The organism is Pseudonocardia sp. D17 (genome assembly GCF_036984265.1).
GTDB classification, from domain to species: Bacteria; Actinomycetota; Actinomycetes; order Mycobacteriales; family Pseudonocardiaceae; genus Pseudonocardia; species Pseudonocardia benzenivorans.
The window spans coordinates 84,995-106,875 of record NZ_BPRG01000080.1 but is presented as its reverse complement, the minus strand read 5'-3'; the positions used below and the strand labels follow the sequence as shown (position 1 = coordinate 106,875).

Genomic DNA, 21,881 nt, shown 5'->3' with positions numbered 1-21,881 from the left:
CTACGCCGGTGCTAACCGGGTCAGGTGATAACGGTCGACGGCCGGTCCTGCCGCCCTCTCAGCCTCGGTACGCGAGTGCTCCCGTGGGGTGTGGACACGATACGTGCCGCGCCGTGGCGGCAACCAGCCGAGTGGCGCAGGTCGCTCCCCGCGCGGTGCGCGGCCGGTTCAGGAGATGTCGGCGCGCCGGTGGCGCGGCGACGCCGGCGGGTCCCCGGGGCCCTCGTCGCCGGAGGACCCGTCGTCGTGGCGCGTCCGGCCGTGCCGCGGCGCACCCGCCGCCGGCCGGGCGTCGCCGGAGCGGCGGGCCCGGGAGTGCCGTGGCAGCGGGAGGTCACCGGTGATCCAGCTCAGCGGCCCGGTCGCGTCGTCGCGGCGGTGCCTGCGGCCCGTGGGCGCGTCGGGGGCGGCACCCGCGCCGTCGTCGCGCTGCGCCGGCAGGTCGCCCTCACCGCGGGCGGCCGCCCACTGCGCGTCGCGGCGGCCGACGCCCTCGACCACCGCGGCGGCGTGCGCCTCGGCGGTCAGCCCCGCCCGGACCGCGGCACCGGCCAGGAACCGGCCGGCCTCCTCGACGTCCGTGCCGTACCGCTCGGCGAGGATCCCCGTCGCGTGGGCCAGCGGCAGGCCGGCCTCCAGCGCGGCCGTCGAGCGGGCGACGGCGGCGGTCAGGGTGCGGAACGACCGGGCGTCGGCCAGCCGTGCGGACAGCACCTCGACCAAGGGCCGCACGGTCTCGGCGAGCTCGGCGGGCACCGGCCGGTACCCCGTGCCGAGCAGCTGCAGCGCACCGGCGGGACGCCCGTCGAGCAGCAGCGGCACCGTCACCGCGCTGGCCAGACCGGTCTCGGCGGCGACCGCCGCGACCTCGACGGTGTCCGCGCGGGTGAGATCCGCCGTCGCCACGACCCGGCCGGTGCGGATCGCCTCGTGCGCCGGTCCCGCCGACCGGGAGTGCTGCAGCTCGCCCAGCCGCATCGCCGCCGCGTCGGACGCGAACACCGGGCCCGCGAGCGGGTCAGGCGCATGCCGCAGCACGACGACCGCGCCCGCGACACCCACCGCCATCGGCAGGGCCCGGCACACCCCCGCGACGACCGCTCCGACATCGAGCTGCGCTGCCGGCGTCCGCGCCACCTGGAGCGCCAGACCGACGAGCGCCGGGTCGTTCGCGAGCACTGCCACCGTCCTTCCGCCGACCGCGCCGCACGGGCACGTCGTGTGCGCGGCAGTCAACCATCAGTCACCGCAGCCCCCGACACGGACCATGGGCGCGATACCGATCGGGGTAGTGTGCTCGCCCGATGGCCGCACCGTCCACGACCGACGCACCTCGCGCTGGCGAGTTCACACGGCGTCCTCAGCTCGCACACAGCTTCGCAGACCACCCTCAGGTCCTGTGCTGCGATCGCTCTCCCCAACCGGCTCGCGGACCCCACATCACGGCGGCCCGATCGTGAGCGCCGCCCCGGCGCGTACGCCACACCTGTACCCCGTCGACCTGGTCCGTGTCTTCACCTTCGCGTGCGTCATCGCGGTGCACACGATCTCGACGACGACGCCGCAGGACAGCGTCCGTGCGGGCGGTCTCGTCGTGCTGCTGCACTTCACCCGGGAGGCGTTCTTCGCGCTGACCGCGTTCGTGCTCATGCACCGCTACCGCGACGACCGGCCCCGGCCGGTGCACTTCTGGCGACGACGCTTCCTGCTCGTCGGGGTGCCCTACGTCGTGTGGTCGGTGATCTACACCGGCCTCGGGCTCGTCGCGGCGCCGGCGCCGCCGCTGCAGGCGCTGGCGGGCCTCGGCCACGCGCTCGTCACCGGGACGGCCTGGTACCACCTGTACTTCCTGCTCGTGTCGCTGCAGTTCTACCTGGTCTTCCCGCTGTTCCGGAAGCTGCTGCTGGCCACCCGGGGCCACCACGGGCTGCTGCTGCTCGGGAGCGCGGCGCTGCAGGTCGTCACCGACCTGTGGCTGCACGTCCCGGCGCCCGGACCGGCCGAGACCGCGCTCATGCCCTACGCGATGTCGTCGCTGCTGAGCTACCAGTTCTTCGTCGTCTTCGGCGGGGTCGTCGGCATGCACCTGCCGGCCGTGGACGCCTGGATCCGGCGGCATCTGCCCGTCGTCCTCGCGGCCCCCGTCGTCACCTGCGCGGCCGTCGAGCTGTGGTACCGGCACTCGATCACCGGCGGCGCGACGGCCCAGTTCGCGGCCGACGTCTTCCAGCCGGTCATCGTCCCGTGGACGGTCTCGGTGATGGCCGCCGTCTGGGGCCTCGGGACGTTGTGGGCCGACCGCCGCGACCGCTGGCGCGGCTCCCGCCTGGTCGAGGCCGCCTCGACCCGCTCGTTCGGCGTCTTCCTCGTGCACCCCGCGATCCTGTGGGTGCTGACGACGATCCCCGACGCCCCCGCGGCGCACCTGCAGCGGCCGTGGGAGACCGTCGTGACGTACGTCGTCACGATCGCCGCCGCATTGACGTTCGTCGAGCTCGTCCGGCGCACCCCGCTGCGGCTCGCGCTCACCGGCAAACCGCAGCGCGCGGCGCGGCGGGCACCCGCGGCGCAACGAGCCGGTGTCGCCGCCCCCGGCGAGCGGGCGGCCCTCCCGGGCGACCGGGGCCCCGCACTCGGCACGCCCCGGGCGGCCGGGGGCACGTCCGGCTGAGCGGCCGTGTGTGCGACGACGCCCGCCCGCTCAGCGCGCCGACACCGCCAGCAGCCGCTCGCAGGTGCGCACCAGGACCGCCGCGACGGCCCGCACCGACTGCGGCGAGGCCGGGTGCGCCGCCGCGCGCTGCCAGTAGTGCAGCCGGTCCGCCGCGGCCGCGGCGACCGCGGCGTCGTCGGCGTCCGGGTCGAGGTCCAGGCGCGCCGCGGGTGCGGTGCCGTTCATCCCGAGCAGGCGCTCGGCGGCGAGCAGCTCGGCCGGCGGCATGACGAGGGTGCCCGCGAGCAGCTGATCGAGCAGATCGGTCTCGGCCAGCTCGTGCGCCCCGGCACGGACGCGCTCGAGCTCGTACTGCAGCGGACGCGCACCCGCCGGCGGCGGGGTCGTCCGGACCATGATCTCGAGCCGCTGCAGCACCGAGCGCGCCACCAGGACGTCCGAGCGGCTCACGAACCTCGTCGCGACGAGGTCGCGGAACCGGTCGATGCCGCTGCGCGCCAACAGACCCGCGACGACCGAAGCCGGATCGGGTGCCGTCCGCGCCATGGCCGCGGCCGCACCGAGCCCCGACGGTCCGAGCCGCGCGGCCAACGCGGGGTCGACGGCCGCGCCCCTGGCGAGGGCCTCGACGTCCGCCGGTGACAGAGTCGGCGCGGCCCGGGCGAGCAGTCCCGACACGGGGACCACCGTCCGCGCCAGCCGCCGGACGTCGGAGCGCGACGCGAGCTCGGCGGCGACCCGGGCGCCCGTGTCGGGGTCGAGACCGCCCGGGGTCTCGTCGGCTCGGGCGAGGACACCGAGCGCGTTGGCCCGGGCGTGCGGCACGACGCCGGTGTGCAGCATCGCGAACGCCGCCGCGTCCTCGGGGTGGTCCGGGCGCAGCAGCAGCACGAGCGCGTCCGCGACCGGTTCGTCGGGACCGAGCAGGCCGGCGCCCCGGCCGTCGGGGGCGTCGACGCCCGGCAGGTCGAGGATCGTCGCGGAGCCGAGCAGCGGGTGGGGCACGTGCAGCTCGATGCGGTCCAGCGCCGCAGCGGTCGCCGCGTCGGGTGGCCACGGCCCGCCGTAGGGAGCGCCCGTGCCGTCGGTGTGGACGCCGACCGCCGCCGGCGCGCCGTGTCGCCACCACACCGGCGCGCGCGTCGGCGGCGGCGGCGCCGGGGCGCCCGGGTGTCCGAGCACGGCCTCGACCAACGTCGAGGTGCCGACGCCTGCCGGACCGGCGAACGCGATCCGCAGCGGCTCGTCGAGCCTGCCGTAGAGGGCGACGATCCGGGTCGCGTGCGGGGTCTCGCGGTACAGCTCGGCGGCGAGGGCGAGCGCGCCGCGCACGCGGTCGCGCAGCGTCCCGGCACCGGCGGGACCCGAAGTGCCCCGGACGAGCCCGGGCGCCGCGCCCTGAACGGACGGCGCGGGACCGGACGGGGACGACCGGGGGTGCGGCGCAGCCGCGGGGAATGCACCGGTCGGTTGCGCCACAGGCGGTTCTGCCGGGGTGGTCGGATGCGGCGGGGCGGCGGCCACGGCGCCGACCGCCGGGATGCCGGTCGGGGACGTCGCCGTCGCAGTCGACGCGTCGGCCTCCCCGGGCGTCGCCGTGACGACGGGGATCGGGCCGGTCGTCTCGGCGTCGGGCGCGACCCGGACGGTGTCGGGCGCGCCCTCCGGCGCCTGCGCCCCGAACCCGCCGGGCGCGAACTCGCCGCCCGCGAGGTCGCCGGGCTCGCCCCCGGGCGTGGCCGGGACCGCGGACCCGACGCCAACCGGCTCGGCGAGGTCGGGCTCAGCAACAACCTGCTCAGCGGCAACCTGCTCAGCGGCAACCTGTTCAGCGGCAACCTGCGCGGCGCCCGACCCGACGGCGGCGAACTCGTCCCCGGAGCCGGGCCGGACCACGGACCCTGCACCGAAGGACCCGCCGGCGAACGACCCGGCCGGGCCGGGCTCTGCGACGCCGGGCTCTGCGACGCCGGGCTCTGCGACGCCGGGCTCTGCGACGCCGGGCTCTGCGACGCCCGGCTCGTCCCCGGACGCGACGGGGACCGCCGATTCCGCAGCACCCTGCTCGGCGAGGCCGGGCTCGGCGGCGACCGGTCCAGCGGCGACCGGCTCAGTGGCGACCGGTTCAGCGGCGACCGGCTCGCCGGCGCCGGACCCGAATGAGGCGGACTCGTCCCCGGACCTGGTTGGGCGCGACGGCTCGGCCGCCAACGGCTCGGCGGTAACGCGCTCCCCCGCCAACGGCTCGGCGGCGACCTGCTCCCCCGCGAACCGTTCGGCCGCGACCGGATCCGCAGCACTGAACTCGACGGCAACGGGCTCGGTGGACCCGAACTCAGTGGCAACCGGCTCCACAGCACCGAACCCCGCGGCAACGGGCTCCGCGGCAACGGGCTCCGCAGCACCAGACCCGGCGGCAACCGGCTCATCCCAGGGCCGAGCGTCCCCGGACCCGGCGACGACCGCGGACCCGGCGGCGCCGGCCCGGACGTCGTCCGGCTCGACCGCGGCCCGACCCTCCCCCGGCCCGGCTGCGACCGCGGGCTCCTCGACGCCCGGTGCGGCGGCCGTGGGCTCGGCAGCCACCGTCTCGGCGACCGCGGCGTCGCCGATCACGGGCGCCACCGGCGCCGTACCGTCGTCGATGCTCTCGACCTCGGCGGCGGTACCGTCGTGCGCGTCGGGTGCGCCGCCCGGGTCGGGCGCCTCCTCGGGGGCGGCGTCGCCGGCGACGCGATGGACCTGCCCGCCCGGCGACACCTCTTGTCCCGCAACGAAGGCCGCGCTCTCCTCCGGATCCTGCGGGGCCTCGTCCCGGACGTGCCGACCCGCCGGTCCTCCGTCGACGAACCCGGCGCCGAACCCGGGATCCTCGGTCGTGGTGTCGGACCGGGGCGCCGGGGCGACGGCACGCGGGTCGAACCACTCCAGGTCGTCGGCGGCACCCGTGAGGTCGCCTCCGGTCAGGGCCGCCGGCTCCTCCTCGGGCGGCCGTGACCTCCACATCCCGCCCGCCGGCGCCGGGCCGGCGCCGGCGCGGGTGCGCTCGCCCGCGGGCGGCCCCGTCGCGGGCTCGGCGGACTCCGAGGACGGCCGTTCGGAAGCCGCGGCCGGGGCGTCGGCGGTTCCGGCGACACCAGATCCGGCGACACCGGAATCCGTCGGACCGGCCGCCACACCGGACCCCGTGACACCGGACCCCACCGCAGCCGACGGGTCGACGGGCGCGGTCGCACCACCGCGCTCCGTACCGGACGGCCCGGCGTCGGCCCCGCGCGTCGCGGCCCGGCCGACGGCCCCCGCCGCCGCGGCCGCTCCGGCGGCGGCCCCGCCGACCCGGCTCGTCCGGGGCTCCGTTCGGGGCGGCGACGACGCGCTTCCCGCACGCCACGCGGCGGCCTGCACCGCATCGATCGGGACCGTCTCCTCGTGGTGCGACGGCACCGGGACGGAGCCCTCGACCGTCGTGCCCTCCCCCGGCCGCGACCGGACCTCGATCCGCCCGCCGACCGAGGAGATGCGGGCCACGAGGTTGCGCATGCCACGGTTGGCGCCGCCCTGCGCGGCGGTCTGGTCGAACCCGGGCCCCTCGTCGCGCACCAGGAACCGCAGCGACCCGCCCTGCACGGCGAGCCGCACGACGACGGGCGCGCCACCGGCGTACTTGCGCGCGTTGTTGACGCCCTCGAGGCAGCAGAACCACACCGCGGCCTCGACGTCGGCGGGGAACCGCACGCCCGCCAACCCCGGCGCCTCGACGGCGACGGGCGGCGAGCCGCCCCCGAGCTCACTGGCGAGACCGCCGACGAGCCCGTGCTCGGACAACAGCGGCGACACCACCCCGGTGGCGGTCTCGGCGAGGATCGACTCCGCGGTGCGGATCTGCTCGACGACCTGGTCGAGCCGTTCGCGCGCCTGGTCGAACTTCCCCGCCTTCACCAGGTGTTCGACGAGCCCGAGGCTCAGCCGCAGCGAGACCAGGTGGTGCTGGGCACCGTCGTGCAGATCGCGCTCGATGCGGCGGCGCTCCCCGTCCATCTCGGCGACGGCCGCGCGCCGCGACACCGCGATCTCACCCGCGTGGGCCAGCGCGGCCCGAAGCTGCCGTTCCAGCTCGATGCCGTAGCGGCTGGCCTGCAGGACGGCGCCGAGGCTGTCGGCGATGTCGGTGAGCAGGCTCTGCCGTTGCGCCCCGAGCCCGGCGACGGCGGCCCGGTCGACGGCGATGGTGCCGATGCGCTCCTCGCCGTGCCGGACGGCGACCTCGGTGAGGTCGTCGGCGACGTGCACGCCGGGCTCGGCCCACGAGTAGGTGCGGTCGCGCAGCCCCGGCCGGACGACGGTGAGCCGGCACGTCGTCGCCCCGAGTCCGCGGCCGACGGCCTCGGCCACGCGCGCGAGGTCGGGGGCGTCGGCGGCCGTCGATCGCGACAGCGCGGCGATGCCGGCGAGCACGCTGTACGGGGTGGGCCGGGTGCCGTAGAGGAGGCGGTCGACGATCCGCTCGGCCGCGACGTGCACCGGCAGGAACGCGACGGCTGCGACCGTGCAGGCGGCGACGGCCGACCACAGCGTCGCTCCCGGGCCGCCGACCAGCAGCGCGACGACGGTGTGGACCAGCACGTACCCGCCGCCGATCACCGCGGTGTCCAGTGCGACGACGAGCCCGCGGCTGAACCAGCGCTCGGCGTTCTGCAGCCCGCCGGTGCGCAGCGCGATGAGCACGGCGCCCGCGATCGCGACGCAGGCCAGCCGGGAGAACCAGAACAGCAGCGCGAGCGGCAGGTCGCCGGACCCGCCCGCCGTCGGGTCCATCAGGGCGAGGCCGCCCCAGCCGATCCCCCACACCAGCAGGCTGACCCCGGCCAGCACGACCGCGATTGCCCCGGCCGCGAGCAGCACGCTGAACAGGAGCCGGGCCTGGGTGCGCTGGTCGTCGGTCGAGCTGTGCCGGACCCGGCGCGGCAGCGCGAGCAGGCCGGCCGCGGGCACCGCGAACCCGAAGAACAACACACAGCTCGCGGTGTGCGGCAGCAGGGCCGTGCCGAACCCGGCGAGCAGCAGGGTCACGGTCGCGACGACGACCGGGACGGCACCGGGCCTGCGGATCCCGGCACCGTCGGCGGAGGCCTCGTCGGCCCCGGGCGGGAAGATCAGCAGCGCCAGGATGTAGGCCGCGCACGCCACGCCGTGCAGCAGGATCTGGTGCACGCCACCGATGGCGAGCCCCGTCGCGGTCTCGACGGCGCTCGCCGCGGCGTGGGCCTGCAGGTTGAACGCGCCGGCCGACCCGACGAGCGCCAGCACCAGCAGCCGCGCCGACCAGCTGCGGCCACGCCGCACGGCCATCACGACACCGAGCAGGATCGACGCGAGGCTCAGCGCGTAGTCGAGAAGGGCCTGGGCACCCGGCTCGCTGTGCCCCAGGGCGCCGAGGATGCCCTGCGCCCACGTCCCGCCGTTCGCGGCCGACGCGGTGAGCGACGCCGCGAACGCCGGCGACGACGCCGCGAACCCGACGACCGCGCCGACGACGAGCCACACCACCGAGAACAGCGCGCACGCCGCGAGCAGCAGCCAGTACCCGGCGAGCAGCCACGTCCGGGCCGTCGGTCCGCGCGGGGAGCGTGGCGCCGGCTGCGGCGCGGCGGGCGGGACGGGCGGCTGCGTCGTCCAGGCGACGCCGGTGGGCAGCACCGTCGTCGGCGGCGCCCACGTCGGGGCGGCGGGGGCGGTCAGCAGCTCGCTCCGGGACGCGGCGAGGTGGGCGGGAGGGCGGGTGGGCACGTTGCGCCCCAACGTCCCGCCGGTCATCCGGAACGGGTGGAGCTCGTGCCCGGCGTGGTGCTCGCGGACCGGGCGGGTCGGGTCGTTCTCACGCTCGTCCACGGCGTCACACCCGCGCCGGGAGGTCGGCGCCGCCGGGTGCGCCGGCCGGGTCGACCAACGGTTCCAGCCGGTCGGGCATCGACGCCCGCAGCACGACGTGCGCCCGTGCGTCCGGACCGGCGCTCGTCGCCTCCTCGCCGGTGAGCTCGACCGCGCCGCCGAGCGCGATGAGCCGCTCGGCCTCGTCGGCCAGCGCGACGCGCAGCCGGGCGGGCCCGACGGGGGCCGCGGCGTCGTCGACGGTCACCGACACGCGGCCGTCGCCGTGCTCCAGCGTCATCACGAGCTCCTCGTCGACGTCCTGTTCGGCGAGCTCCTTCATCGCCGCGGCGGCGACGTAGTAGATGCCCGACTCGATCTCCCAGCCCAGCCGCTCGCCGAACCCGCCGCTGACGACGACGGTGCGCGTCAGGTCGGCCGCGACCTCGTCGAGCGCGTTCACCGGGCCGTGGTCGCGCAGCACCGACGGGTAGACGCCGCGCGCGATCACCCGGAACCGGTCGAGCAGCTCGTCGAGACCGGTGCGGGCCGTGGCCAGCGAGGTCGCCGCCGCCGCACCGTCCTCGGCGCCGTCGGCGGCCACGGACGTGCGTGCGGTGAGCACCTCGGCGCGCAGGTCCGACAGCCGGTCGGTCGTCGCGTGCGACAGCTCGACGACGAGGCGGCGACGTTCCATCTCGCGGGCGCGGGCGAGCCGCTGCCGTGAGGCCTGCAGGGTGGCGGCCAGCTCGTCGGCACGCCGGACGCGCTCGGCGAGCTCGGCGTTCTGCGCGACGCCGCGCAGCAGCATCGCCGCCCCGTTGCCGACGTCGCGCATGAGCTGCCGGTCGGCCGGGGTGATCCACGAGCCAGGTTTGCCGACGGACAGCGCCGCCCGCAGCTCGGTCCCGTCGAGGATCGGCACCACGTGGTCGGTGTCGTCACGGGTGAGCAGCACCGCGAGGTTCTCGACGCTGAGCCCACCCGGCCGCAGCGCCGGCGGGTCGGCGGGGTCGTCGGGGTGCCGGGCGGCGAGCACGAGCCGGTCGCCGACCGCGAGCCACACCGCGGCCCGTGGGGCGCCGGTCCCCTCGGCGAGGACCTCGGCGAGGCCGGGCAGCGCCTCCTCGAGCGAGCCGGCGCGGATGCGGGCCGCGGCGTCGGCGAGCGCCATGTACGGGGTGGTCTCGCGGTGATGGGTCAGCCGGATGACGATGCGGCCCAACCGGGGCATGAACGCGACGAGCGCCGCGCCGCAGAGCGCGGCGGCGGCGAAGGGCAGCAGTACCCCGACGCCCTCGGCCGGCAGCAGCACGCCCACACCGTCGACGACGGCGACCAGGACGACCGCGACCGCCAGCGCCACGATGAGGCCGCGCACCAACCGCGCGAGGATCGTCCGGTTCATCGTCCACCATGCCCGTCCGTCCGGGCGACGCCCGGGTCCGAGACGGTCACGCTAGAGGTACCGGCGATGCCTGGACAGCCCCCGCGCTCGCCCGGCCGCCGCCGGGGACCTCAGTCGTCGTCACGCTGGGCCCGCAGGTACTCCAGCACGGCGAGCACCCGGCGGTGGTTCTCCGACGTGTCGGCGTGCAGCCCGAGCTTGCCGAAGATGTTGGCGATGTGCTTCTCGACGGCCTTCGGCGTGACGAACAGCTGGCCCGCGATCCCGTTGTTGGACCGGCCCTCCGCCATCAGCTTCAGCACGTCGGTCTCGCGCTCGGACAGCGACGCGACGAGCCCCTTCTTCTCCCCGCGCGGGCGCTCGACGAGCCGCTTGGCCAGCACCGGCTCGATGACGATCTCGCCGTCGCGGATGCGGTCGAGGGTGTCGGACAGGACGTCGACGCTGCCGACCTTCTCCTTGAGCCGGTAGCCGACGGCCTCGGTCCCGATGTCGAGGATCCGCATCAGGTAGTGCGACTCGGCGTAGTGCGACAGGAACAGCAGCCCCATGTCCGGGTACTTGGCGCGCAGCCGTTCCGCGGTGATCAGCCCGCCGTCGGGCTCCGGTGGCATCCGGATGTCGAGGATGGCGACGTCGCAGGGTTCGGTCGCCAGCAGGTCGAGCAGGGCGTCGCCGTCGGCGGTCGCGCCGACGATGTCGTGTCCTGCCGCTTGCAGGAGCATCAGCAGGCCCTCGCGGAACAGGGCACCGTCCTCGGCCAGTGCTACGCGCATGGAATCCTCGCAGTGATCGTGCCGACGCCCGTCCCGCCGGTCACGTCGATCGTCCCATCAAGACCGGCGACCTCGTCCAGCATCCGCCCGGCGTACTCGACCGGGACCCCCTCGACCGTGACGACCAGTGCCCCGCCGTCGTCCCCGACGACGATCGCGACATCGGAGTCGGGTCCGAGCGCGCCGAGGAGGTCGGCGACGGCGAAGTAGGCGGCGCCCTCGGCGGCCGGGTCGAACCGGCGGTCGGGTGCCTGGACGCGGACCGTCGCCTCGCAGCGGTCGCCCGCCCCGCGCAACGCCGGTCCGAGCCCGGCCTCGTCGAGCAGCGTCGGGTAGATCCGGCCGGCGATCTCGCGCAGCTCCTGGAGCACGGCGTGCAGCTGGTCCTGCAGATCGTCGATCGATCCGTCGAGATCCGGTGCGGCACTGGCGATGTGGTGGCGCACGACGCCCAGCTTCAGCGCGAGCGCGGAGATCCGCAGCGAGGCCCCGTCGTGCAGCTGACGTTCGAGCCGCTGCCGGCTCTGCCACCTGGCACGCCGGAACCGCAGCCGGTCGTCGGGGCCCGGCGGCAGCAGCCGGACCGTCGGCGATCCCGGACGCGCGCCCTCGGACCGGGGGCCGACCTCTGCACCCGCCTGGGGGGCACCGTCGGTACGGTGCGCGGGCTCGGCAATCATCGTCGCAGCCTGCCCCCGACGGGCGGTCCACGGAAGGGGGAAAACCCCACCCTCGCAGGGGTTGTCCCCCGTTCGTTGCAGGCCGCGGTCCACCGGTAACGCTGCAGGGTGCTCCGGCGAGTCACGATTTGGCCCGACCAGGGGTATCGCACCCGTAGGTATCTCGATCCAGCGTCGACGGCTCGTTACGATGTGTGCCGGTTTCAGGGGGAGGCGACGGCGGTGGGTTACAACCTCGGAGTTGACCTCGGGACGACGTTCGTGGCGGCTGCGGTCGCCCGGGATGCTCGTGTCGAGATGTTCACCTTGGGCGATCGGACGGTCGTCACACCGGCGGTCGTCTTCCTGCGCGAGGACGGGAACCTCGTCACGGGCGACGCGGCGAACCGGCGGGCGGTCAGCAACCCCGACCGCGTCGCCCGGGAGTTCAAGCGGCGCCTGGGCGACCCGACGCCCGTCGTGCTCGGCGGCTCCCCCTACGCCGTGACGACGCTGCTCGGCACGCTCCTCGGCGACGTCCTGACCCGGGTCACCGAGACCGAGGGCGGCAAGCCGGAGAGCGTGGTGCTCACCCACCCGGCCAACTGGGGACCGTTCCGGCGCGAGCTGTTCGAGGAGGTCCCGCAGTTCGCGGGGCTGACCGGTCCCGAGACCGTCACCGAACCCGAGGCGGCCGCGGCGCACTACGCTGCCTCGCGGCACCTGGCCGACGGCGAGGTCATCGCGGTCTACGACCTCGGCGGCGGCACGTTCGACGCGACGGTGCTGCGCAAGCACCCCGGCGGCATCGAGATCCTCGGTTCGCCGGAGGGCATCGAGCGCCTCGGCGGTGTCGACTTCGACGAGGCGATCCTGTCGCACGTCAACTTCTCCTCCGGCGGTGCGCTCGCCGAGCTCGACATGGGCGACCCGCAGACCGCGATCGCGCTCGCACGGCTGCGCCAGGACTGCGTCCTGGCCAAGGAGGCGCTGTCGATCGACTCGGAGACGACGATCCCGGTGTTCCTGCCGGGACGGCACTTCGACGTCCGGATCACCCGCGGCGAGTTCGAGGACATGATCCGGGCGCCGATCGAGTCGACGATCGGGACGCTCTCGCGGACGCTGCGCTCGGCGCAGGTCGAACCGGCGAACCTGTCGGCGGTCCTGCTGGTCGGTGGGTCGTCGCGGATCCCGCTGGTGTCGCGCATGATCTCCGAGGAGCTCGGCAGGCCGACCGTCGTCGACGCCCACCCCAAGTACGCCGTCGCCCTCGGCGCGGCCACCCTCGCCGCGGCCAGCGCGTCGGGGGCGGGCCGGGGCGCGGGCGGCGCGGTCGCGTGGCCGGGCGTCAGCATCTCGGCGGCGCCGGAGCAGAGTGGCGCACTCTCCGCGGCGGGCGCGGCAGGCATGGGTGCGGCGGCGGGCGCCGCGTTCGGCGCCCGTGGCGCGGCGGCAGGCACGCCGCCGGGTGCCGCGACGCTGCCGCCGCCCGTGCAGCAGCCCGGCCCGGGGCAGCAGCCGACTCCGCCACCGCAGCCCGTTCCCGCGGGCAGCGGGTGGGGCGCGCCTGCCGGTCCGCCGCAGCACGCCGCACAGGCCGGTCCCCCGCCGGGGCAGAACATGGCGCCCCAGAACTCGGGGCCGCAGAACCTGGGCCCGCAGAGCCAGTTCCGGCCGGGTGTCGCGCCCGGCACGCCGTCCTCGCCCCCGCCGTCGGCCCCCGGCACCGGGAACGGCAGCGGCGGTGGTGGTGGCAACCGCAAGGCCCTCGCGATCGTCGCGGCCGTCGTCGTGCTGCTCGGGCTGGTCGGTGGCGGTGTCTGGCTGGGTGTCAGCAAGCTGGGCGGCAGCTCCGGCGGCGGCACCTCGCCGACCGCGACCGCGGCGGCCGACGCCACCGACGCCGCCACGGCGACGCAGGCTCCCCCGAGCGTCTCGGCCGCCGTGCCGGTGCCCTCGCTCGCCGGGACGATCCCGGGGGGCAAGCCCGCAGGCTTCGCGGTCGCCTCGCCCAGCGGCCGCCAGATCTACGTCGCGAACCGCGCGACGAAGACGGTGACCGTCATCGACACGTCGGTCAACAAGATCACCGCGACCATTCCGGTCGACGCGGGCCCGCCCCAGTACCTGGCGTTCGCGCCCGACGGCAAGAAGATCTACGTCAGTGTCTGGGACGACGCGCGGACCATCGCCGACGTCGCCGTGCTGGACACGACGACGAACTCCATCGTCGCGGACATCAAGGTCAACACGCGGCCGTTCCTGGCCGCGGTGACCCCGGACGGCTCGAAGCTGTGGGTGCCCAACCACGACTCGGGCTCGATCTCGATCATCAACACGTCGGACTACAAGGTCGAGAAGGACCTCGCGGTCGCGGCGAACCCGCACTGGATCGAGTTCAGCACGGACGGGACGAAGGCCTACACGGCCAACCACGAGTCGAACGTCGTCTCGGTGCTCGACGTGGCCAGCGAGTCGGTGATCACGACGATCGCGGTGGACAAGAGCCCGCACAGTCTGGCGGTCAACCCGGACCGCCCGCTCGTCGCCAACGTCAACTACGACTCCAACACGGTGACGATGATCGACACCGACACCAACGCGGTGACGGCACGCATCCCGGTGGGCAAGAACCCCCAGGAGATCACCTGGTCGCCCGACGGCCGGTTCTGCTACGTCGCCAACGTCACCGACAACACGGTGTCGGTCATCAGCGCCGACTCCAACACGGTGACGGCGACGCTGCCGGTCGGGAACGGGCCGACGTCGGTTGCGGTCCTGCCCGACGGTCGGACCGGCTACGTGACCAACCTGAACGACGGCACCCTGACCGTGCTCAACCTGGCCGGCGGCTGAGCGCCGCCCGCCGCACGGGAGTAGGGGCCACCCCACCGGATTCCGGTGGGGTGGCCCTGTCAGGTGGGGGGTCTGCGATATGTATCGGGGCGGCGCCGCGGCGCATCCTTCAGTGGTCCGCATCACAGCGGTCACCACACCGAAGGGAGAACGTCATGAACGCCACCGTCACCCCCATCAACGGCCGCGACCGCGCCGTCCTGCGTGCCGTCGCTGCCGGCCGCGCCGAGTTCTCCCCCACCCGGGGTGGCCTCGTCGTCGACGGGCTCAACCTCAGCGACCAGTTCACCGCGCTGCGGCTCGCCTCGGCCGGTCTGATCGTCGACCGCCCCGGGCCCGCCGCACTGACCCCGACCGGCGTCGCCGTCCTCGCGGCCGCGTGATCACGATGACCGCCTTCGCCGCCGCCACGGCCACGACCGCCGCCGTCGCCTCCGCCATCGCCCGCCCGCTGACCCGCGCCGACCGTTGTGACGCCTGCGGTGCCGCCGCCCGCGTCCGGGTCGTCCTCCCGACGACCGGTGAGCTGCTCTTCTGCGGCCACCACGCCCGCCGCCACGCCCCGCGCCTGCGCGAGATCGGGGCGGAGCTGGTCACCGACCCCTGACCCGCCGCTCGTCCCCGAGCCCGGCCGTCGCCCGACGGCCGGGCTCTGCTGTGTTCTCCGGCCTCGGCGCGCAGGTTCGACAGGCGGCGCCCGGTCTGGGGGCCGGGCGACGACCGGACGCGGCGCGTGCTGACCGGGAGAACCAGGCGGCGATGCGCGCCGCCCCGGTGCAGCAGAGTGGAGCCGCGCCCGGATCACCGAGGCGGCGCTCCTGGTCGACGACGCGAGCGGCCTGGCCGCGGTCATGAGGCGGCGCGTCGCCGCCGCGCTGGGGACGGGCGCGGCGTCGTTGTACCGCTACGTCTCGACCCGCGACGACCTCCTCGACCTGATGGCCGACCAGGCTCTCGCCGCGTTCGTCCCGACGCCCGACAGCGGCGACCGGCGGGCCGAGCTCGTCGCCGACCACCTGCAGGTGCTGCGCCTGCTGCGCCAGCGGCCATGGCTGATCGAGGTGGTGCGCTCCCGCCGGCGTCGGGGCCGAACGGGACGACGACCGTCGAGAACACCTTGGCCCGCATGGCCGGGCACCCCGCGCCGGGCAGCCGCAAGATGGAGGTCGTCGGCACGCTGTTCGAGAGGATCCGGACCTACGCCGCGAGCGAGCGCCCGGGCGGCGGCATCCTCGACGAGGACTTCCCGGCCGTGCAGACCCGGCTGGTGCAGCAGGCCGCCGCGAGTGGGCCGTCCTGGCCGGGATGCTCCCCGAACACACGTGAGTGGCGATGGTCGCGATAGCGACCATCGCCACTCACAGGGGCCGGGCCGTCGGGAACCGCGGACCGGGCGGGTCGGTCAGGCGTTCGCCCAGGCACCCTCGATGGCGCGCACCAGGATGGAGAGTGCGACGTCCATCAGCTCGGCGGTCACGTTGAGCGGCGGGAGCATCCGGACGACGCAGTCGTCGCGACCCCCGAGCTCGACGATCAGCCCGGCCCGCAGCGCGCGGGCCTGCACGTCCTCGGCGAACTGCGTCACGGTGCGGCCGTCGGCCGGGGCGACGAGCTCGATGCCCCACATCAGGCCCCGCCCCCGGACCTCGAGCACACCCGGGTGCGCGGTGAACCCGGCGAGCCGGGCGGCCACCTGCTGGCCGCGGGCCACGACGTTGCCGAGCACGTCGTCGCGACGCACGATCTCGACGGTCTTCGCGCCCGCGGCGAAGGCGAGCTGGTTGCCGCGGAAGGTGCCCGTGTGGGCGCCGGGCGCCCAGGTGTCGAGCGCGGCGTCGTACATGATGATCGCGACCGGCATCCCCATGCCCGACAACGCCTTCGACGCGACGACGACGTCCGGCTCGATGTCGTACTGCTCGAACGCGAACCAGGTGCCGGTGCGCCCGCACCCGGTCTGCACCTCGTCGACGATCAGCGGGATGCCCAGCTCACGGGTGAGCCGGCGGACGCGCTGGACGAACTCGAGCCGCGCCGGGATGACGCCGCCCTCGCCCTGGACCATCTCCATGATGACCGCGGCGGGCAGCTCGAGGCCGCCGTTGGGGTCGTTGAGGGCGCGCTCGAGGAACGAGACGCAGTTGATCTGGCAGGTCTGCGGGTCGAGCGCGAGCGGGCAGCGGCTGCACGAGGAGAACGGGAAGAACTGCACGCCGGGCATGCCGTTGGCGACCGGGCGCTTCTGGGAGACGTTGCCGGTCAGCGCCATCGCCGCGTGCGACGAGCCGTGGAAACCGCCCTGGAAGGAGATGACCTGCCCGCGCCCGGTGGCCGTCTTGCAGAGCTTGATCGCGGCGTCGACGGCGTTGGCGCCGGTGGGGCCGCAGAACTGGATGCGCATCCGGTCGCGCATCCCGGCGGGCAGCATCGACAGCTGGGCGTCGGTGAACGCGTCCTTGGCGGGCGAGGCCATGTCCAGGCCGTGGGTGAACACGCCCATCTGCTCGGTGGCCACCGCGACGAGCTCGGGGTGGTTGTGCCCCAGCGAGAGCACGCCGGCGCCGGCCAGGAAGTCGACGAAGACGTTGCCGTCGAGGTCGCGGACGAAGCTGCCGGAGGCCTCGGCGACGGCGAAGGGGAAGTGCCGCGGGTAGACGCGGGCGTTGGACTCGCGACGGGCCTGGCGGGCCAGCAGCTCCGCCGAGCGCGGGCCGGGCAGCGGCGTCCCGACGAACGGGCCGGACATCGGCGCGGCCGGACCGGGCGGCACCGGCGCGAGCGGGGCGGGTGCGCCGCGCGGGACGGGGCGTGGACCCGTCGCGGGGCCGTCGGCGAGGCGCACCGCGGGAGCGGGACGCGGCGCCGGCGCGGGCGCGGCCGGAACCGGCGCGACGGTCGCGGGCAGGGCCGGGACGGCTGCGAGCGGGGGCCGGGCGGTGCCGGTGGTGGTGTTGGTCATGACGGTCTCCTGGTGGACGAGCGGGCGCTGCGCGTCCGCGGTGACGGGCCGCGCGGCGGGCGCCGGCGGGGCGGGCTGGAACGAGGGCCGGTACTGGGTCGGCCGGTTCGGGCCGGGCTGAGGCGCGGGCGTCCCGGCCGCGACGGCGGGCCGGACCGGCACCCGCTCGGCGGGCCGCGGCATGCCGGGCGCCTGCGGCGCGACGGCCGCCGGGACCGCTGCCGCGGGGTGGACGGGAGCCGGCTGCACGGGCGCCGGCTGCACGGGCGCCGGGCGGCGGACCACCGGCAGGGCGACGGTCGTGTCGGCGCCGACCGCCGCGAGCGGCGGTGCGGTCACCGTGGCGATGGGCCGGGGCGCGGCCGTGCCGGCGGGGGCGGTGAAGACCGGGCCGGGAGCCGGGCGGTCGAGCGCCAGGTTGGGCACCGAACCTGCGGCGTACGCGGCGAGCATGGCGGCCTTGTCGGCCTCGGACCGGACGGGCACGACCGGCACGGGCGGGGTCGGCACGGGCGGCGCCGCCGGCGCGGGCAGGACCCGCTCGCGCAGCTCGGTGGCCGGGTTCCCCTGCCACACCGCGAACGGCGCGACGACCTCGCCCTTCATCAGGAACGCGTCGGCGTCGAGCACCGCGCCCTCGCCGATCGTCACGTCGTAGTGGACGAAGGACTTGACCCCGAGGGTCACGCCGTCGCCGACGACGGTGGCGCCGGACTTGAACGAGCCGTTCTCCAGCGAGTGGCACTGGATGACGGTGCCCGCGTTGAGCACGACGTCGGACCCGATCGTGACGAGCGACTTCTCCGGCATCGCCGCGCCGTCGTCGAACACCCGGCGGCCGATGCGCACGCCGGCGAGGCGCCACACGAGGCTGTTGAACGGGGTTCCGGTGAACCGCGGGGTCACGTAAAGCTTCCAGAGCCGCTCGTGGTGCCAGAAGTAGCGGTCGTAGATGGAGCAGACCCGCGGGCGCAGCGAGCGGAAGCCGAGGGTCGCCCGCTCGAGCAGGGCGGTGTAGACGGTGCGGAACACCAGGCTCGCGACGAGCGCGGTGGCGAGCGCCGCGGTGCCGTAGGTCGAGTAGAGCCGGACGCCGGCGGCGACGAACAGGATCGTCGCGGCGAGGACGAACCAGCGCAGCAACAGCACCAGGAGCATCGAGGACGCGTTGTGCAGGTTCTTCCTGGCGAGCAGGCGCCGGCGCAGGGCCAGGTCGGTCATCGCGGGGTGCTGCTCGTCGCGGGCGTCGCCGCGCGGGATCTCGAACGGCGGCGAGCCGAGCAGGCCGACGTTCTCGCGCACCGGGCCGTCGATCGGGACCATGACCTTGGTGGCCAGCAGGACGTTCTCGCCGACCGCGGCGTTCGCCGGGAAGGCGATGTTGTTGCCCAGGAAGTTGTGGGCACCCACGGTGACCGGCGAAACCCGGAACGACGTGGCCGAGAAGTCCGCGTTCATCGCCGACAGGCCGTCGGAGACCATCGTGCCGGTGCCGATCGTCGTCAGGTACGGCGTGTCGTGGTGCATCTCGGTGCCGAAGTTCGACCCCGTCTGGTCGACGCGCCGCAGGTCGTAGCCCAGCGCCCGGACGAAGTGCACGATGAACGAGCTGTCGCCGAGCAGCAGCATCAGGAACCGCGAGTTGGTCAGCCGGGTCAGGGCGCGCTGGGCGGCCCAGTGGATGCCGTAGAGCGGGTAGGTCCGGCCCGGCCGGACGACGCGCCGCAGCAGCCGCGGCACGGTCGCCATGACGAGGATCGCGAACAGGACGCCGCCGAAGTACAGGGCGAGCGAGAGCACCGCGACGCCGAGGTAGAAGCCGGGGTCGGTCAGCGAGTAGCCGCCGAGCACGGTCGTGACCGCGGGGATGGAGCTGACGAGCAGCACGAGCCCGGTGAGCACCGCGGGCCCGATGACCAGCACCGAGAACAGCTGCAGCGCGCTGTAGACGAACCGGCGCAAGGTGCCGGGACGACCGGTCTCGACGGTGCGGTAGTCGGTCGTCGTCGGCTCGGCCGGCACGCCGTGCCACCGCTCGCCCGCCGGGATCGACTGGCCGGTGTGCAGCGACGACGAGTGGCCCAGCTGCCCGCCGTCACCGATCGACGTGCCGATGTCGAGGACGGTGGCCTCGCCGACGAAGGCGTCGCGGCCGATGGTGACGCGCCCGGTCCGGATCGCGCCGGCGACGGCGTGGTAGCCGGTGAACGAGCTGTCGCGGCGGACGACCGCGCCCTCGCCGATCGTGATCAGGTCGGTGGCGACCGGCACGGTGCGGGACAGGACCGTCGCGCCCCGGCCGATCTTCGCGCCGAGCGCGCGCAGGTAGAGCGTGTAGAGCGGCGAGCCGGCGAACAGCACGAGCGGGTTCGCGCGCACGAGCGTCCGGACGACCCAGAACCGCAGGTAGCCGGGGCCCCACAGCCGGATCTCGCGCTCCTTCCAGCGGCCGACGAGCAGCCACTTCAGGGCGATGGGCAGCAGGCAGGCCGCCACGTACACCACGACCCCGTACAGGACCGTGCGCTCGACGATCTGCGTCACGGCGGGTGCCTCGGTCGCCCAGAGGAACCCGTTCTCCAGCAGGAACGTCCCGCCGTAGGCGACGCCCAGGAACGCGAGCAGCTGCAGCAGGCCCGTCGTCAGGTAGCCCAGCGTGCTGGTCCGCACGAGCGGCCCGGTGCGGACCGCGGCAGACGTGCCGACCTCCTCACCGCCGAGCGCGACGGCCAGCTCACGGATCGTCGGGTGGGCGTAGATCTCGCGCATCGACGGTGCCGGCAGCGCCGTCTCCTTGCGCAGCGCCGCGGAGAAGCGGGCCATGAGCAGGGAGTTGGCGCCGAGGTCGTCGAAGAAGTTCGAGTCGACCGAGACCTCGTCGAGCCCGATCGTCTTCGCCAGGGTGGCGGCGAGGATCTGCTCGGTGTCGGTCGCGGCGGCGACGATCTCGCCCGCGGGCCCGCCCGCGCGCCGCGTGGTCGGCGGCGGCAGGGCCTTGCGGTCGGCCTTGTCCGACGTCGTCATCGGGATGGCGGCGAGGTGCTCGAGGTAGGCCGGGACCATGTAGGCGGGCAGCCGCTCGCGCAGGTGGGCGTGGATGGCGTCGGTCTCGGGCGGCACGACGCCGGTCTTGAGGCTGTAGTAGCCGACGAGCTCGACCTGGCCGGGCGTCGGCTCGAAGGTGTCGACGACCGCCGCCGACACCCCGGGCACCTGCAGCAGCACGGACTCGATCTCGGTGAGCTCGATACGGTAGCCGCGGATCTTGACCTGCAGGTCGATGCGGCCCATGTACTCGATCTGGCCGTCGTCGTTGACGCGGCCGAGGTCGCCCGTGCGGTAGATGCGCCCGGACGGGTTGCCGGCGATCCCGAGGAAGTCCTCGATGAACGACTTGTCGGTGAGGTCCTCGCGGTTGAGGTAGCCCGTGGCCAGCCCGATGCCGGCGATCCCGATCTCGCCGACCTCGCCGTGCGGCAGCGCCCGGTACGGGTTGTCCGGGTCGAGGACGACGGTGGTGTAGGTCGGCAGCGGCTGGCCGATGGTGACGGGCCGGTCGGGGTGGACCTCGGTCCAGGTCGCGGTGACGGTGGCCTCGGTCGGGCCGTAGACGTTGAGGAAGCGCCGGCCGTCGCGGTGCCAGCGGGCGACGAGGTCCTGCGGGCAGGCCTCCCCGGAGACGAGCAGGAAGCGCAGCGCGGGCAGGTCCTCCTCGATCGTCGCGAGCAGCGTGGGGACGACGCACATCGCGGTCACGTGCCGCTCGGTGAGGAACGCGTGCAGGTCCATGCCCAGCAGCGAGGTGCCGGCCGGCTTGGGCACCAGCGTCGCGCCCGCCATCCACGGCACCCAGATCTCCTCGACGGAGAAGTCGAAGGCGATCGTCATGCCCTGGTAGACGCGGTCCTTGGCGCGCAGGCCGTACACCTCGGCGGCGACGCGGACGAAGTTGCAGATGCTGGGGTGCTCGATCGCGACGCCCTTGGGGCGGCCGGTCGTGCCCGAGGTGTAGATCAGGTAGGCGAGGTCCTCGACGGGCGCGCCGCGCTCGTCGTCGGTGAGCCGGGTGCCGGGCCGCGCGGCGATCTCGGCGGCAAGGGTGTCGACGAAGTTCAGCCCGGGCGCGAAGTCCGCCAGTCCGACGACGCGCTGCGGCACGTGCGAGAGCGTCAGCACCGAGGTCACGCCGGCGTCGGAGAGGATGTAGGCGATGCGGTCGGCGGGGAAGGCCACGTCGAGCGGCACGTACGCCGCGTTGATCTTCATCACCGCGAGCATCCCGATGTAGGAGTGCACGGGCTGGTCGAACAGCAGCGCGATCCGGTCGCCCGCACGGGCGCCGGAGGCCAGCAGCTGGCGGGCGAGCCGGTTGGCCCGCTCGTCGAGCTCGGGGTAGGTCAGCGTGATGTCGCCTGCGTCGACGGCGAGGTGGCCGGCGCGCCCGTAGGTGCGCATCCAGTCGGCCTGCTCCTCGAAGACGTGGTCGAGGCGCTCGCCGCTGCGGGCCCGCGAGCCCTGGGCGTACTCGTCGGCCACGAGGAGGCCGGGCGCATCGGTCGCCGCAGTGGGCGGCGCATCGGGTTCCTGCAACGTGGTCACGGTCGGCTCCTGAGCGGCTGAGGGCTTCCAGGGGGGGGCTTTTCCTGCTGGTCACAACCCTGCCGACCCCGGCGTCGCG

At 75.0% G+C, this 21,881-nt stretch carries 11 protein-coding genes; 5 read left to right on the top strand and 6 right to left on the bottom strand.

Features of this window, described 5'->3' with window-relative positions; genetic code table 11:
* Positions 1-168: 168 nt before the first annotated feature.
* Positions 169-1,185, bottom strand: a complete 1,017-nt coding sequence (locus PSD17_RS14895; RefSeq protein ID WP_339122982.1) for a GAF domain-containing protein — start codon at positions 1,183-1,185, stop codon at positions 169-171.
* A gap of 271 nt (positions 1,186-1,456) precedes the next feature.
* On the opposite strand from PSD17_RS14895, the gene PSD17_RS14890 reads away from it, so the two are divergent.
* The gene (locus tag PSD17_RS14890; protein WP_339122980.1) at positions 1,457-2,671 is read left to right on the top strand and encodes an acyltransferase; all 1,215 of its coding nucleotides are present in this window, start codon (positions 1,457-1,459) and stop codon (positions 2,669-2,671) included.
* A 30-nt stretch (positions 2,672-2,701) separates the two neighbouring features.
* Here the strand turns inward: PSD17_RS14890 and PSD17_RS14885 are convergent, their stop codons facing one another.
* From PSD17_RS14885 to PSD17_RS14870, 4 genes are all read right to left on the bottom strand, one after another.
* Entirely contained in the window at positions 2,702-8,563 is a 5,862-nt protein-coding gene (locus tag PSD17_RS14885; RefSeq protein WP_339122979.1) for a histidine kinase, read from the bottom strand.
* A 4-nt stretch (positions 8,564-8,567) separates the two neighbouring features.
* On the bottom strand, positions 8,568-9,950 hold the full coding sequence (locus tag PSD17_RS14880; RefSeq protein WP_339122978.1) for a hypothetical protein: 1,383 nt from the start codon (positions 9,948-9,950) through the stop codon (positions 8,568-8,570).
* A gap of 110 nt (positions 9,951-10,060) precedes the next feature.
* Positions 10,061-10,726: a response regulator transcription factor gene (locus PSD17_RS14875; RefSeq protein ID WP_013675129.1), complete on the bottom strand. Its 666-nt coding sequence runs from the start codon at positions 10,724-10,726 to the stop codon at positions 10,061-10,063.
* The gene (locus PSD17_RS14870; protein WP_339122977.1) at positions 10,717-11,406 is read right to left on the bottom strand and encodes a sensor histidine kinase; all 690 of its coding nucleotides are present in this window, start codon (positions 11,404-11,406) and stop codon (positions 10,717-10,719) included. Before PSD17_RS14870 ends, PSD17_RS14875 begins: the two co-directional genes overlap by 10 nt.
* Positions 11,407-11,628: 222 nt before the next feature.
* Between PSD17_RS14870 and PSD17_RS14865 the strand changes: the two genes are divergently transcribed.
* From PSD17_RS14865 to PSD17_RS14850, 4 genes are all read left to right on the top strand, one after another.
* Positions 11,629-14,244, top strand: coding sequence for an Hsp70 family protein (locus PSD17_RS14865; RefSeq protein WP_339122976.1), 2,616 nt, complete (start codon positions 11,629-11,631; stop codon positions 14,242-14,244).
* Positions 14,245-14,399: 155 nt separating this feature from the next.
* Entirely contained in the window at positions 14,400-14,627 is a 228-nt protein-coding gene (locus PSD17_RS14860) for a hypothetical protein (RefSeq protein ID WP_013675127.1), read from the top strand.
* A 5-nt stretch (positions 14,628-14,632) separates the two neighbouring features.
* Positions 14,633-14,851: a DUF7455 domain-containing protein gene (locus PSD17_RS14855; protein WP_013675126.1), complete on the top strand. Its 219-nt coding sequence runs from the start codon at positions 14,633-14,635 to the stop codon at positions 14,849-14,851.
* A 441-nt stretch (positions 14,852-15,292) separates the two neighbouring features.
* Positions 15,293-15,589 carry a hypothetical protein gene (locus PSD17_RS14850; protein WP_339122975.1) on the top strand — a complete coding sequence of 99 codons (297 nt, stop codon included), beginning with the start codon at positions 15,293-15,295 and terminating at the stop codon, positions 15,587-15,589.
* A 57-nt stretch (positions 15,590-15,646) separates the two neighbouring features.
* On the opposite strand, the gene PSD17_RS14845 is transcribed toward PSD17_RS14850, so the two are convergent.
* Complete coding sequence (locus tag PSD17_RS14845; RefSeq protein WP_339122974.1) at positions 15,647-21,802, bottom strand: Pls/PosA family non-ribosomal peptide synthetase; 6,156 nt, start codon at positions 21,800-21,802, stop codon at positions 15,647-15,649.
* Positions 21,803-21,881: the final 79 nt, after the last annotated feature.

Bases quoted from the DNA above. Each gene is read 5' to 3' on its own strand.
- PSD17_RS14880 (WP_339122978.1), bottom strand. From the start codon at position 9,950: ATGAACCGGACGATCCTCGCGCGGTTGGTGCGCGGCCTCATCGTGGCG.
- PSD17_RS14850 (WP_339122975.1), top strand. From the start codon at position 15,293: ATGGCTGATCGAGGTGGTGCGCTCCCGCCGGCGTCGGGGCCGAACGGG.
- PSD17_RS14855 (WP_013675126.1), top strand. From the start codon at position 14,633: ATGACCGCCTTCGCCGCCGCCACGGCCACGACCGCCGCCGTCGCCTCC.
- PSD17_RS14875 (WP_013675129.1), bottom strand. From the start codon at position 10,726: ATGCGCGTAGCACTGGCCGAGGACGGTGCCCTGTTCCGCGAGGGCCTG.
- PSD17_RS14860 (WP_013675127.1), top strand. From the start codon at position 14,400: ATGAACGCCACCGTCACCCCCATCAACGGCCGCGACCGCGCCGTCCTG.
- PSD17_RS14870 (WP_339122977.1), bottom strand. From the start codon at position 11,406: ATGATTGCCGAGCCCGCGCACCGTACCGACGGTGCCCCCCAGGCGGGT.